At 38.8% G+C, this 14,875-nt stretch carries 10 protein-coding genes and 1 other RNA gene; 8 read left to right on the top strand and 3 right to left on the bottom strand.

Annotated elements, in window-relative coordinates:
* Window positions 1-361 precede the first annotated feature (361 nt).
* Window positions 362-898 (top strand): hypothetical protein, encoded by a 537-nt coding sequence (locus tag ACFRAM_RS28440; protein WP_379470392.1) that lies wholly within the window; start codon window positions 362-364, stop codon window positions 896-898.
* A gap of 414 nt (window positions 899-1,312) precedes the next feature.
* Here ACFRAM_RS28440 and ACFRAM_RS28435 read toward each other — a convergent pair whose 3' ends face one another.
* Together ACFRAM_RS28435 and ACFRAM_RS28430 are read right to left on the bottom strand one after the other, a co-directional pair.
* Window positions 1,313-3,595 (bottom strand): DGQHR domain-containing protein, encoded by a 2,283-nt coding sequence (locus ACFRAM_RS28435; protein WP_379470391.1) that lies wholly within the window; start codon window positions 3,593-3,595, stop codon window positions 1,313-1,315.
* 2 nt (window positions 3,596-3,597) lie between these two features.
* Window positions 3,598-4,434 (bottom strand): DNA adenine methylase, encoded by an 837-nt coding sequence (locus ACFRAM_RS28430; RefSeq protein ID WP_379470390.1) that lies wholly within the window; start codon window positions 4,432-4,434, stop codon window positions 3,598-3,600.
* 1,327 nt (window positions 4,435-5,761) lie between these two features.
* On the opposite strand from ACFRAM_RS28430, the gene ACFRAM_RS28420 reads away from it, so the two are divergent.
* From ACFRAM_RS28420 to ACFRAM_RS28390, 7 genes are all read left to right on the top strand, one after another.
* The gene (locus tag ACFRAM_RS28420; RefSeq protein ID WP_379470388.1) at window positions 5,762-8,221 is read left to right on the top strand and encodes an ATP-binding protein; all 2,460 of its coding nucleotides are present in this window, start codon (window positions 5,762-5,764) and stop codon (window positions 8,219-8,221) included.
* A 14-nt stretch (window positions 8,222-8,235) separates the two neighbouring features.
* Window positions 8,236-9,081, top strand: coding sequence for an RNA-binding domain-containing protein (locus ACFRAM_RS28415; RefSeq protein WP_379470387.1), 846 nt, complete (start codon window positions 8,236-8,238; stop codon window positions 9,079-9,081).
* Between the two features lie 61 nt (window positions 9,082-9,142).
* Window positions 9,143-9,829, top strand: a complete 687-nt coding sequence (locus tag ACFRAM_RS28410; protein WP_379470386.1) for an HNH endonuclease — start codon at window positions 9,143-9,145, stop codon at window positions 9,827-9,829.
* 6 nt (window positions 9,830-9,835) lie between these two features.
* Window positions 9,836-10,162: a transfer-messenger RNA gene (gene ssrA / locus ACFRAM_RS28405) on the top strand.
* Window positions 10,163-10,289: 127 nt separating this feature from the next.
* Complete coding sequence (locus ACFRAM_RS28400) at window positions 10,290-11,117, top strand: Rpn family recombination-promoting nuclease/putative transposase (protein ID WP_379470385.1); 828 nt, start codon at window positions 10,290-10,292, stop codon at window positions 11,115-11,117.
* A 313-nt stretch (window positions 11,118-11,430) separates the two neighbouring features.
* Complete coding sequence (locus ACFRAM_RS28395; RefSeq protein ID WP_379470384.1) at window positions 11,431-11,622, top strand: sigma factor; 192 nt, start codon at window positions 11,431-11,433, stop codon at window positions 11,620-11,622.
* Window positions 11,623-11,883: 261 nt separating this feature from the next.
* A protein-coding gene (locus ACFRAM_RS28390; protein ID WP_379470383.1) for an IS1182 family transposase occupies window positions 11,884-13,244 on the top strand; the annotation gives its coding sequence in 2 pieces (ribosomal slippage) (window positions 11,884-12,451 and window positions 12,451-13,244; 1,362 coding nt in all).
* A 297-nt stretch (window positions 13,245-13,541) separates the two neighbouring features.
* Here ACFRAM_RS28390 and ACFRAM_RS28385 read toward each other — a convergent pair.
* Window positions 13,542-14,606 carry a LacI family DNA-binding transcriptional regulator gene (locus ACFRAM_RS28385; RefSeq protein WP_379470382.1) on the bottom strand — a complete coding sequence of 355 codons (1,065 nt, stop codon included), beginning with the start codon at window positions 14,604-14,606 and terminating at the stop codon, window positions 13,542-13,544.
* Window positions 14,607-14,875 lie beyond the last annotated feature (269 nt).

Below are 14,875 nucleotides of genomic sequence, written 5' to 3'. Positions count from 1 at the left end.
GTTACGACAAGTTGGCCAAGTCATTCTTGGCGTTTGTATACGTAGCTGCCATTTTCAAATTGACTCAGTGATGAGTTTTCAGACACGTCCTAGTTGAGTTAGACATACAGCACCGTCCCAGCCATGCGGATGTTTCCGTTCATAACCAGTTGCTTCAACAACTCCTCCATATCTGCAGGCAAGCCTCTCTTAACAACCATCTGCATTCATCTCCTTTGTCTGGCTTCATCTCACAGCCAATTTTTTATCTCTGTCAGGCAACGACTAATAGCCCACTCGACGTTTGAGTGGGCTACTCTGTAATGCTGTTATTTGAGGGTGATGATCGTTTCTGCGTAAGGGTAAGGAGTTCTGCCCTTATGTGAGTTGGCGGAAGGAACGCATTGAGCAGATCGTGACGAACAAGTTGCGTAGTGTGTTGTTGCGTCTGACTTTTGACAATCAGCTTGAAGAAGAGATTTGTAAGTATCACAATGATGTGAACAAGCATGTTTTGCTGGAGTGTTCCAATTTGGAATCGGAGGTCGCTTATTTAACTCGTCGGATAAGCCAACTTGAAGATGAGCTTAAAGCAGGTTCGGGTAAATCATACTATGCAGATATGTTGCAGGATTTGCAGAATGACCTCGCGGCTAAGCAGGATGAACTGAACAATGTGAAGATGTCGTATCGTGAGTTGGAACTGCTGCTGTTGCAATCCATCACAAACGATATTCGAGTGATGATTGGGATGCTTGACGATGAAATGCAGAATCCGCAGTTAATGAATGACTACATTCGGAAGTTTGTATCCCGTATTAATGTTCATCGTGAGATGAAGAGGGTTCATATAACGGTGCAGTTAGGGAATAGAGAGCAGATATTGTATCAGAAGATGGTTGTGGTGGATTGGGAGTAGAACGTCGCAATGTTGAGGAAGAAGCTAGCCTATTATGATCAGCTATATTGGATGAGATGCAGTAGGAGCTGACGGAGAAGAAGCAGGAGATGGAAGTGCTGGCGTCGAGTCTAGGGATCTTCGGTACCGGAGGAATACATTGCATCTGCTAATACGACATGCATACGATGATTGGGCTGTTGGATGCAGAAGGTGCAGCGGCGAAGTTTGTGTCGAAGGTGTTTATTCAGCGGGAGACGAAGCGGTTGTTCTTGACGGTGCAGATGCGGTAGAAGGATGAGGCTTTGTTGGATAAGACAATAGTAGCAGAATTTAATTTTAGGCAATCGAAGTATGTTAGATAACTAATTTTGATTGAATGGAGAAAGGCTCACGAAGGAGGCAATACCGCCTCCTTCGCAATAATCGATGAATTTACATAGTTAGCGTACCCAACCATTCCGAAACATTTTTAAGAAAAAGGTATTCATCTTCAGTAACACTGTAATTAACATTAGAATTTTTGTTGTTGGATATAGTGGATAATTTGAGAATCCATTCAGTTTTTGCTGTCTTTCCGCCAGATAATTTTGAATCCTCTGGTAAGGTAAATGTCGATTCAAAAAGATCAGACCAATTGGAACCGAATACTGTGATATCTCTACAATGTGCAATACCCACACAGTCCCAAATCGTCACGTTTTTGTTTATACCACGCGAACTATTCTCATAGTTTTGTTTGCCCATTAAATTATTTGCTTGTCTGTACACTTTTGGAGGAAGCCCGGAAGTAAGCCACTTGTCTCCAAATTTCTCTTTTAATTTGCCTGCTATTTGATGCTTAATCGAATATTCTAACCGCTGGATCATTTCAAAGGAGTCTGTGTTAAACTGTTTGGTGTTATCTCTTATCCATTGAGATAATCCTTCGGGTTGGAAATCAGGTCTTGCTTCGGCAATGACTTTTTGGAATGTACGCCATACCTTTGGTTTCCCACCGCTTCCGTAGTGTTTTCGAATTTCAGTACGCTCATCCTCAGTTATCTTACTGAAGAAATTCACTAGTGGTGCGAGATAATATTCAGTTTCATCAGCGAGAGTAATTTCATCAGTATTCGAGGGAGTTAGCTTTTTCGCGGCATCCAAGTGATCAATAATGTCATTAAAAATTCGAATCATTGCATAAATGCTATTGTTGCTTACTACTGTCCCATGTACATCATTTGCTTCCCATTCTTCCGAAAGATTCTCTTTAAAGTAGTTAAAACAGCGGGTTAAGAACGGAAGCAGAGTTTTACGTGTGGCCTCATTATTTCCTCTGTCAAATGTACCATTTTTATCTATAATGTTTCCTTTACTGTAGCGACTAAAGAAGTTTGTAGCCTTTAACGCACTCTCGATTGTCTCCATTGTAATACATTTAGTAGGACTAGCTTCATTTTCTCCAATAGTTATACGTTCATATAGGGGAGAAGACTGCAATTCTCCTAACTTTTGAGCAATGTTTAGACGAAGAGCTCTTCGTTGTTTGTTCCAGTCCTCTGAAGTCCAAAGGCGATCAGCATTCAAGGTGTTTTGAAGATTTCTGGATACAGATTTTTGGTTTTCATTGATTTCCATAAATAATTCCACTTGTTTGTCTTGATCCAAATTGATAAATGCTACTACAGGGATACTGTTTGCATTGGCATACTTGGAGTTAGCATATCCGTAAAGACGATGCTGCCCGTCAATTATATACGCTGAACGATATAACTGGGGCAAATGAAGTATCCCAATTCGTGAAATTGATGTATCAATCTGAGGAGTAGCTAAATCAAATCTCGGTTTCTTTGTATCAATACTGATGACCAATGAATTAGGAAAGAACCCCCCTTTATCTACGAAATTTTGAATATCTTTAAGTCTGCTTTTTTTGATAATCCTTTGGTAAGTTGGCATCATATCACTGTTCGCTTCATTTCTGTGCAGTACATATGCGATCTTGAGTAGTTTCTCTGGTTCGATGGAGAACGAATAGTACGTATAGTTCCCCATTTTGCCTTCGATAGCGGGTACTCTGTTTTCCATAGCGACTATTTTCTGCCCTGCGAATAAATTACCTAAGAATTGATATCTAGCACATTCGCCAATATGTTTTGCTAGTTCTGTGAAATATCTTATTGCACGTTCGTCAAAATGATGAACATTCATTCCATCCAATCTCTTTTTGTCACTTTCGGACAGTTCATAGTTTTTTGTAGCAAGAATGTATTTTGGTTTCCTGCCAGGAAAATGCTTTCGGGTTTGTGCGAATAGTCCTTCACGTATACCATGAATAGCTTCAATTTCTTTTTTGAAGTCTCCTTTCTTACCAAACTGAGCACATTTGCATTCTATGAATAAAACCGTTTCGTCATCTACAGCAAAAACATCTATCTGCTTCCTCATTCCCGTTCCAGGTGCTCCATACGGTATAGATAGCGTTCTATCTTTATTCATTTGACTAAATCCCAAAGAAAACAGCAGAGCCCATACTTCATCCTCAAATTGCTCATCTATTGGTTTTTCTTTTTTCATTTTGACATGCTTTTTTAAGTACTTATCAACTAACCAGCCTTCGCTTTCTCTTTTTTCTTGGAGTTCGAGCTCGAATTTGTCAAAAATGTACTTTTGACTCCGTTTACGGCTAGTTCCTTTAAGCTCCGTACCTGAGACTAACTCATTGATGAAGGTCATGATTACACCTCCTCCTTTACGATATTTGTAAAAATATACTCGGTTACTTTTCCACGTTTTGCTTTATCTCCACCAATCAAACTGGCCCGATTAAGTTCAATTAGTTTGTCTCCCTTTTCAAAGATTTCTAATATACTCTGATGTGCAGCATTCGTTAGAATATAGTAAGCTCCTTGCTTCTTAATGAAGTCTATAAAACTACTAAGTCGTTGTTGGTCATCCATTGAGAATAATTTCTGATTGTATTTAATGAAGCCATTATTATTATGTGAGACAGTATAAGGTGGATCTAAGAATACAAGATCCCCATTTTTTATTTTATCTTGATTATGGGTGAAGTCCCCACTGTTAAGTGTTGCATTTTTCAAACATTCACTGGCGGCAATTAATTTATCAGCCTCAAGAAAGTTTTTGTCACGGTGTCCGTAGGGGACATTATATTCACCACGCAGATTTACGCGGTAGATACCATTAAATGAGGTCTGGTTCAAAAAGATAAATCTAGCTGCTTTTTGGAACCTGTTGTCTGGTTGTTGCCCTCTGATGGTGTAGTAAAAATCCTCTGTGTTTTCGTAGGTTTGCAGTGTACTGATTACTTCAAAGGGATTGTCTTTAATAGCTTGATATGTATCGATAAGTTCATGATTTAGATCAGACAAGTATGATTTCTGCTGAGAGAATGCTGTGAAATAGATAGCTCCTCCACCTAAAAAGGGTTCATGATAGCAAGAGAATATCTTGTTACCTAGTATTTCAGTTAAATGTTTAACAAGCCATGTTTTTCCCCCAGCCCATCGCAGAAAAGGTTTTGAAGAAGTGACATCTGTAAGCATCGTCATTGTGTATTACTCCAATTTGAATTTTTAATCAGTTGTTATATACTTCCCGCTTTTGATACGTGCATCAGCAGGTTTTTTCGCATGACTAGGTATCGCCCAAGATTTCCCGAGTCTTGTTACACCTGGTATTCTGCCTTCGGTGCATAAGACTTGTACTCTTCTCGAACTAATTCCCCATATCTCTGACGCCTGCCGGATAGAGATATAGTTCAATACAACTCCCCCTTACGACAAGACATAAAAATAGCCCTACTTCGATTGTAGGGTGCTGCTCACTTAATACGCCCTAATTGCTGCTGTTTTTACAATTAGTCCTTAAGTACTGTTGTGTATATTGTCTGAATTTAGGAAATTCTGTATTGATATTATACCAATTGGCGAATGATGTCAACGGAATAGCCTGTTTTATTGTGGACTCTTTTATTAATAGGTAGTTTATTTATTGAAGATCGAACAAACGTACACCCCTTGTAATGCTAAGGGCGAGGAAATATGCTTAGATAAGACGATAGTTTCAGTAATATAGGCCATTAGCATTAAAATCAGCCGACAACCCTCTTTACAGACTTTGGGTAATGTGAGAACATGTGTATATGTAAAATGTTGTCGAAGGGACTGATTCGGTTGTCGGTTGAACTTCGTATTAGCATTCAAGGGAAGAACCCGCCTGACTGAGCAACTGGGTATATGAGTCGATATTATTTCTCAAATTATGAAAATGAGTATGGAGAACAGTGGGGATTAAATTACAAGAGGATTTTGCTCATCTTTGGTTTGGAATAGATTGGTTGTTATTGAACAGCAGCTACAATGGTAGGTACATGACGCACGGGATTCGTGTCATGATTAGCATGCTTGATGATGAGGTAACGAATCCGTAGTTGATGAATGACTACATTCGAAAGTTTGTTTCTGGCATATGCGTCTATAGAGATACTGAGAACGTGAATATGACATTTGAATTACGAAGTGAACAAAATGTGTTGTATCGAAGAGTGGTCGTTGCTGCTTTAGAATGATTTATTCTGGGGTTGCAATATATCGAGAAGTTAAAAGAAAAACCTGATATCCAGTAGATGAGACAAATGAAGTATTCTTAAAAAGTGTAAGATTATACATAATCATCAACAATGTAGCCATCTTAATAGATTTCATCTAATTCCTATAATGCAAGCTAACAATTACTCTGACAAAGAGTTTTATATACGGGTACATTGAACTATTCAAGACCTTTATGACTAGCTATAAGAATGTTAATCGATTGTTTTACAATTTTATATAAGATAGCGAGACAACATAAAAAACAAAGCTCATAAGGAGGATTTCGATGTCTAATAATATTGAAATGCACAATAAGCTCATGGAAGAAGGTTACATAGAAGCGGCTGCAAGTAAAATACATCAAAAGCTATCTCAGCTAAGAGAGTCGGGAGATGAAAGACTAAGCAGAAGATGGATTTGGGAATTGATTCAAAATGCAAGAGATTGTGCAAATCCAGAAGTGAGAATAAGCGTAGCACACGATAATGATCACTTAAGATTTTCGCACTCTGGAAAAGCATTTGACTATAAAAATTTAATGAGTCTAGTTACTCAAATTTCTAGCAAAGAAAGTTCAAATGAAGATACCACAGGCAAGTTTGGTACAGGATTTGTAACGACACATCTTTTGTCTGAAAAAGTAACAATAGAAGGGATTTATGATAATGGTACGACTAACACATCGAATTTTAAATTTGTTTTAGATCGAAGTGGAACCGATATACATGAAATCAAAACGCAAGTTATTGATTCTTTAGAAAACTTAAAAAATATCGAGATGAATTTAGATAAGAACTCAAATGATTTAGGTGAAGGCTTAACCACATCTTTTATTTATAATTTACAAAACACTGTTAAATCAGCACTAGATGAAGGAAAAGAAGATTTCGAAAAAACAGTTTCCTATGTTTTAGCTTTTAATAAGTCGATCAGATCGATCCAATACAACGGAGTTGTCTATGAGAAAGAAGAAAATGAACAAAAAATTAATGACCAGTTAAAATTTGTATATGTAGTTCGAAAAATAGGAGATTCTAAAGTAACAAAAAATATCCTGGTGGCTAAAAACAACCATGTTGAGATAGCAGTAGAGTTAGAAATTTTTGAAGATAAATTCGAGGTTAAACCATTTGAAGACAGTATGCCAAAACTATTCTGTAGATTTCCGTTAGTAGGGACTGAGAGTTATTTCCCTGTAGTAGTTAATAGTTCAGAGTTTAGTGTGGAAGAGCAACGAGACGGGATTTATGAAGCCTCTGAAAAAAATAAGAATTTAATGTCACAAGCTGTTGATTTATATGAGAATCTTATTCAATTACTAGCAAATATAAAAGCGATCGATATTTATAATGCGTGCTTTACCAAAACGACAACATCTGAAATGCAAAGGGAAATGATTGATCGCATAAGAAAATTAATAAGATATAAGCCGATTATTCAGACAAATCATGATGATTTTAGATCTCTTTGCAATGAAGGTACGACAGACGTGATGATATGGCTTCCTAACTGTGACTATGAAAATATCGAGATGGATTTTTGGAGATTAGTGAACTCAATGAAAACTCTGGTATTGTCTACGGAAGAATCTTGTCGTAGTTGGACTAAAGTCTTCTCTACAAATGTAGGGCTGGAAGGCTTTTGTGATTGGGTAGTCAAGCGTAATGATGTTGCTAATTTATCGACTTATTTCGATAATTATCAAGCGATGTATAGCTGGCTTGAGAAGTTTTATGATATCGGTTTTAGATATAAAGAAGGAGAGTGTATGAGGAAGTATTCAATATTCCTGAACCAGAAAAATAGCTTAACTAATAGGTTGCAAAGTTTGTATATTGATCAAGATATCGATGCAACACTAATCACTGTATTAGAAGAATTGGGTGAGGAGATTCGCAATGAATTACTTTCTAAAGAAATAAAATTAAGCGAAAAGGTAATTACTGATTTTGGGGTCAAGTCTTATGCCAACAAAGATATAGCTCTTAAAATATGCAATAAAGTTAGAGAAATCTGGGTTGAAGAAACAAAAGGTAGCCAGCGAGAAGAGAAAATACAAAGTATTTTCAATAAAATCTCGTTATGGTTTTTAAAGAATCCTGAAGAGGCAAAAGAGCTATTTTTAGATGTATATGAAAATAGATATAGCCTATCCAGTCGAGAACAGTTAATTGATAATTTTGAGTTCGCTGAAGATGCTAAGCAAACATTGAAAGAATATAACATTGAATCATTGGAGGAGCTAAGAAGTAAACTGGACTCAGAGCTAATGTATTCAAAAAAAGATTTGGATGATCTGCTAGTGGGTCTAGGCATTGATGACTATGATGAGATTTTAAAGAGTAGTGATATTGACTCAGTGAAACATGTAATGAAGCATGATCCCAACAAGATCAAAGAAGCGTTAGAAAAAGTGCAGTTGATATTGGATAGGTCGAAACGAAATGTAATGAATCACCTAAATACGTTGCCGGAAATTTATAACGTCAAAGAAACAAGAGAGCTGGCTAGGACAGTATATGGAGATGTTTATAAATACGGTCAAAAAATAAAAATCGTTGTTAGACCAAGTGACAAAGACATGATCATTCTATTTTATCAATCTGAATTGGATGTTTTAGATGATAATAACTATGAGTTGTGGATCGATAATGGAGAAGATGTTCCGCGACAACTGACATTTGGTGATGTATTAATGACTACAGGTATAAGGGTCATACCTTTGAAAAATCTTTTTACGTCCTAGGAAGGTGCTTGTAGATGTTAGAGAATATATTAGACAAAATCGAAAAGAATGATCGTAAAAATACTAAATATTTTAGAAGTTTAGAAACGGCTTCAGAAATTGCTTTAAATGTTATAGCCTTTGCTAACAGCGGCGGAGGCTATATAGTTTTTGGCGTAAAAGATAATTATGCTTATTTAGAACCAAAAGGAATAGGCAATGATTATGAAGTCAAAAAAATACTTTCAGAGTTGAACACTTACTTTCACGAGACCATTTATGAAACAACTATGCTGGAGAATGAAGGGAAAATACTACTTGTAATTAAAGTGTATGGAATTAAGCGAAGAAAAAAGCATAAAGGGAGGATTTATATCATGGATTCACAAATGAAACCAGCTGTAGTTAAAGAGAAGGTGTTTATCAGTCATGCAAGTCAAGATAAACAGTATGGAGAAGCTTTGGTAAAGTTTCTAAGAGGAATTGGTCTTAAGCGTGATCAAATTATTTTTACAAGTGATGATGATTATGGAATCCCAATCGGTATGAATATTTTCGATTATCTTAAAAGTCAAATTGATGAGGGAGCTTATATGATTTATCTGCTCTCAAACAATTATTATGATAGTGTCGCTTGTTTGAACGAAATGGGAGCGGCATGGGTAGTACAAAACGAATATGCAGTAGTAGGAGTACCAGACTTTGAGTTTAGTAACCCTAAATTTTCAAGTGGTGCAATTGATCCAAGAGCGATTGGCTTTAAATTGGACAACAAAAAAAGATTAGTTGAATTCAAAAACCAATTAGTAACTAGATTTGAATTAACGATAGACGAGGCTGATTGGAATCGGCTGTTAGACGAACATATTGAATCACTATAAAAGTTTAAGGTATCAAAAAAGTCTAAGCATAATCCTGAATGCTAATTAGGGAGGACTATAAATGCCATTTCCACGAAATGTAAGAGATGAGGCCTTGTTAGCCTGCAAAAGATACTGTTGCTATTGTGAAAAGTATAGTGGTTTGAATATGGAAGTACACCACATTATTCAGGAAGCTGACGGTGGTTCAAATACACTTGATAATGCTATTCCAGTCTGTTTAAACTGTCACGGGACCATTGGAGCTTATAACTCGAATCATCCTAAAGGAACAAAATATTCTAGTAAAGAACTCAAGAAAATAAGAGATGAGTTTTACAAAAAAATAAAAGACATACCGAGAAAAGCTGACCAAAAAACAGAGGCTGATGAAAAACTGCTTGTAGAATTTCAGGATGATTTTACCGAAACACTTGAATACATTGTTGATACCGACTTTTCATCAGAGCTTGTAGATATAAATCTATTCGACACATTAGCTTCCTTGATTAACAAATGGACTAGAAAAAAGTATATATTTAAGTTGAAGCAAATCGAAAATACTAAAAATGATATTCTTATTTCTTGTAGTGAGCTTCAGAAGTATCTCACCATTGAATATCTTCGACTTCATGAAACATCAGGGCATTTGATCTTTAAAAACGACTCGTACGAAGCAGGAGAAAAACTCAGAGAAGAGTTACGTCCAGAAACAGTTCGAATTCGAACTCAGATCAAACATCTCCTTGAACAATTGTATATTTATTAGAATAAAGAGATAAATCTACCAGCGGGTAGCAGGGAGTCGTCTGCTTTATCAACGCTAAAGCCTATTAAACGGCAAACAACAAAACAACTACGCTTTCGCAGCTTAATAACCTGTGTGCGTGCTTCTACCCTGCATCGCCCATGTGACAGGGATAGGGGCTAACAAGTAGTGGGATACGCCGCTTAGTCTCCGCCTGGGGTCAACGGAAGAAGATAATCAGGCTGACCCAACGTATAGCCGGTTACGGGGCGATACTCGGGTGACATCAAAACTGTGACTACACTCGTAGAAACTTATGTGCCGTTATCTTCGGACAGGGGTTCGACTCCCCTCGGCTCCATATGGAGTATGAGTGAAAGACACCTTTAGGGGTGTCTTTTTTCGTTTTAGGTATTTTCCTTCAAAGCCCATTTCAATTGAAAAATGTTATAATAGATATTAAAGAATGGAGCTGATGCCGATGGATTTACTCGACCCGCGTGTGGATTTTGTATTCAAACGGATATTTGGCAGCGAGAACAATAAGGATGTGCTGTTGGCGTTCCTTAATCGTATTTTCACAGAAGCTGGCGAGCCGCCGCTGACCGAAATCATTCTGATGAATCCTTATACGGATAAAGACGATCCGCTCGACAAACAATCCATCTTTGATGTTTACGCCAAGACCACAGAAGGTAAACTGATTGATATTGAGATGCAGTTATTTAATAAGTACGACATAGAGAAAAGAACACTCTTTTATTGGAGCAAACGGTATGCCAGTCAGCTTCAGGAAGGCGAGAAGTATCAGGAACTGAAGAAGTGCGTCACCATCAACATTTTGAACTATGCTTTCTTATCAAATAACGACTACCATAATGTATTTCATCTTCGTGAAGACAGGACACTGGTACCGCTGATTGACGATATCGAAGTGCATTTCTTGGAGTTGCCAAAGCTAGATGAACGTAGCGTTCCTTCTGAAGGCGGACTGATCAATTGGTTACTGTTTCTGAAAGGTGCCGATACATCACAATGGGAGGTGCTGAAGATGAATGAACCGGGTTTGGAAAAGGCCATGGATACCCTGCAATATTTGAGTCAGGATTCGGATGCTAGACGTTTGTATGAGGCCAGGCAGAAGTATTTGCATGATGAAGCATCCATGGTTGAAGGGGCAAAGTCTGCTGGGATTATTGAGGGTAAGCTTCAAGTGGCTCGCAATTTGCTTGCAATGGGGATGGATTATGCAGCTGTAGCGAAGGCAACGGGGCTTAGTGAAGGTGAAATCAAGTCTATAAAGCTTTAATATGTCGTGTGGTTTGATTTTAGAAGTTTACAATAAAAAACAAGGACACTGGAGGGGTCATCCAGATCCTTGTTTTTTTGTTTTTAGCAATTCTTCGAAAATGATTGCTTCATGGTTTAGTTATTGCTTATTTAGATTTACAAAATAATAAACTCAGTAGATTTAGTCATAACATTTTAAAGATATGATTGGTTTATATATTCAATTTTTAAGGGGGGATATAAATCAATACTTATGTATATCCTCATCTTGGGGATTTTGATTACGTTTTAAAAGAGTATGACAACGTATTTATTTTGAAGGGAAAAAGCTTTTGAAATACACGAATGATAAAGAATATTTTGATGAAGTGATGCAGGAAGAAAGCATCGGACTTTTTGAAGCATATCAAAAATATGATCCGAATCAATATTCTGTCAAGTTTTGGAGTTATGCATGGTACAGGGTGCGGGGGAGAATGATTAATTTTATAGAAATAGCAAACAAATTAAAGATATGGATATGACTAGTTGGGATGCTGTGAACATCGCAGAAGCTGTAAATCGACCTGTTATTGAGGTAAATAGTGCTCTAGTATTTCTTAGGAACCGATATGTCCATTCCTCGGCTCATATGGAGTATGAGTAAAAGACACCCTTCAGGGTGTCTTTTCAGGCTGTCGAGAAAGTCTCGACAGCCCTTTTCATTATGTCTCATTTTTTTAAGACGACACCGCGTTAATGTTATATAATATAGGTAACTATTTATTGAACGGATGGTGTTCTGTATGTTGCGTGCCAAGCGAGAAAAACAGCAAGCGTATGAGTTTGTTTCCATTGAAGATCTGGTTCCACAAGATCATTTGCTACGCAAAGTAGATAAATATATTGATTTTTCCTTTATCGATGAGAAAGTTCGTCCGCTATATTGTGTAGATAACGGTCGTCCTGCGGTTGATCCCATCGTCTTATTTAAAATGATTTTTCTAGGGTACTTTTACGGGATACGTTCCGAACGTCAGTTAGAGCGGGAAATTCAAACCAATCTGGCCTACCGCTGGTTCTTGGGACTGGGGCTAACAGATAAGGTCCCTGACTATACCACGATTAGCTGGAATCGGCGGACTCGATTCAAAGATACAACGATCTTTCAAGATATTTTCGATGAAATTGTCCTACAGGCGATTTCGCATCGGATGGTTGGTGGGCGGGTCCTCGTGACCGATTCTACGCATGTCAAAGCTAACGCCAACAAGCACCATTACACCAAACAACAGGTGCTCAAAAACACCAAAGATTACATGGACGAGCTTAATGCTGCCGTGGCTGAAGACCGGAAAGAACATGGAAAAAAGCTCTAAAAATTAGAGAGGAAGTGAACGAGGAGAACGAAATTAAAGTAAGCAAGACCGACCCAGACAGTGGATATATGATTCGCGATGGCAAACCCGAAGGCTTCTTTTATCTGGACCACCGCACGGTAGATATGAAATACAATCTCATTACAGATGTGCACGTTACGCCTGGAAATGTCCATGACTCGGTGCCCTATTTGTCGCGTTTAGATCGCCAACAAATCCGTTTTGGATTTAAAGTCGAAGCCGTTGCATTGGATTTTGGTTATTTAACCACACCTATTTGTCGAGGATTACAGCGCCGAGAAATTTTTGCTGTCATTGCACACCGAAGATTTCATCCTAACCAAGGATTGTTTCCAAAGTGGAAGTTTACATTTGATGCCGAGCGAAATCTGTATGTCTGTCCAGCCAGCCACGAGCTGAAGTACCGAACGACAGACCGTAAGGGCTACCGACAATACGCATCCGACTCGGAACATTGCAAAACCTGCCCGTTGCTGAATGAGTGTACACATTCCCGGAACCACCGGAAGGTGGTAACCCGGCATGTCTGGGAGGACAGCAAAGAATGGGTGCGGAGCAACCGATTGAGTCGGTCGGGGAAACAGTTATACCGCAAACGAAAAGAGACAATAGAGCGAAGCTTCGCGGATGCTAAAGAGCTCCATGGGTTTCGCTATTGCCGGTTGCGTGGACTGCCAAACGTCAGCGAACAAGCACTGATGACGGCAGCCGTGCAGAACATGAAGAAGATGGCGATCCATCTGGATCGCCTGGAAAAACGGGGGTAAAACCCTCGCTTTCCGACGGGCTCTTGCCTGAACGCAAAAAAAGAAACCCAGGATATTTAAATAACCTGGGTTTCTCGACACTCTGAAAAGACACCCTTCAGGGTGTCTTTTTTTCATTTCAACGAATGTTTCACCCGTATTTGCGGAAGCGAAAATGCGATGAATCTTATATCATTTGTGAGGCTGTAGCTACTGTTTAACCAGACAACACTGGGCATACTTGGTTTTGCTGGAGGGCTCGCCCATGTGCTTGCCCTGCTGTTCTGCCCCATCCTACTCTATTAACGTAGTACACGATTAGCTCTTCGCACCACAGGATTCACGAATCATCAGCCTAGGCGTGTGCTGAATGGAGATTTTCTCCGCTGAGCCATTCATGGCGCTGATCAGCTGCATGACAGCCATGCGTCCCAGATATTCATTATGCTGATCGAGTGACGTAAGCCGTGGAATGTTGTACTCACTCTGCTCGAATTGGTCGCAGCTTACGATGGCGATATCGTCAGGACACTTTAGTCCTGAATCCTGCATCGCCCGAATCGCTCCGATCGCAACCATATCGTTCATCGCGATTAATGCGGTGGGCAGCTGACTGCGTTCCAACTGGAGCAACTTCTCCATCGCTTCGTAGCCATCAGGTGCATAGTAATCAGAGGTAATAATATGTTCTTGTGCAATAGGCTTATCCAGTGCGGCCATCGCCTGCTTGAAGGACTCGACCCGTGCCGATGTAATACGAATGCCTTGCTCTCCGCCAATAAAGCCAATGCGCTCATGTCCCAGTGCGATCAGGTGGTGGACAATAGAGGCTACCCCCTGCTTCAGGTTGCGCTCCATAAAGAGACACTGACATCCTTCGATCATCGTACCAAGAATAATAACGGGGATGCGTGAATGTAATTGATTGAGGGCCTGAATATAGCTATCGGGAATATCCTCACGGTCGATGACTCCGCCTAGAATAAGAACGCCATCCACCTGCTTCTCTAGAATCATCCGAATGTAGGATTCTTCGGAGAAAGAAGCATTATCGTGGGCTTTCTTCTGCACAGACATTGTGTTGAATAGAAGTGTTGCATAGTTACTTTTGAGTGCGAAGCGCTGGATCTCCACGAATAACGAAGCGAAATATGGATTGGTGATATCGGGAAGCATAATGCCAATATTTTTGCTGGTATGATGAATCATGCCACGTGCATATACACTCGGTGTATACTGATATTCGTCAATGATTTGCTGAATCCGCTCACGCTTCTTTGGCGAGACGGAGGGGCTATTATTCAATACGCGGGATACGGTTGATACGGATACTCCGCTTTTCTCCGCAATTTCTGATATCGTGATTTTCTTATTTTCTTTCAACGAAAGGCCACCTTCTATAAACAATCGATTAGGTTTATTATATTGTAAAAGAGAATACTTAACAAGTATTTTTGGTAACGATACCAAATTATTTTTCAGACTTTTAATAGGGTTGATCATTTGTCCGGAAATAAGTTGACACTAAGTTAACACTAGTAAAATATTCTGTTGACAGCCATTTTACAATTTGTTATTCTCGGTTTGCGAAACAGATTTTCAGCTATATTCAGCTATATTTGGTATCGTTACCAAAATAGAAGGAGAACACT

The sequence above is a fragment of the Paenibacillus sp. NPDC056722 genome (genome assembly GCF_042790635.1).
Taxonomy (GTDB): Bacteria; Bacillota; Bacilli; order Paenibacillales; family Paenibacillaceae; genus Paenibacillus_AQ; species Paenibacillus_AQ agri.
The sequence above is the reverse complement of the archived record's forward strand: the minus strand, read 5'-3'. Positions and strand labels throughout refer to the sequence as shown.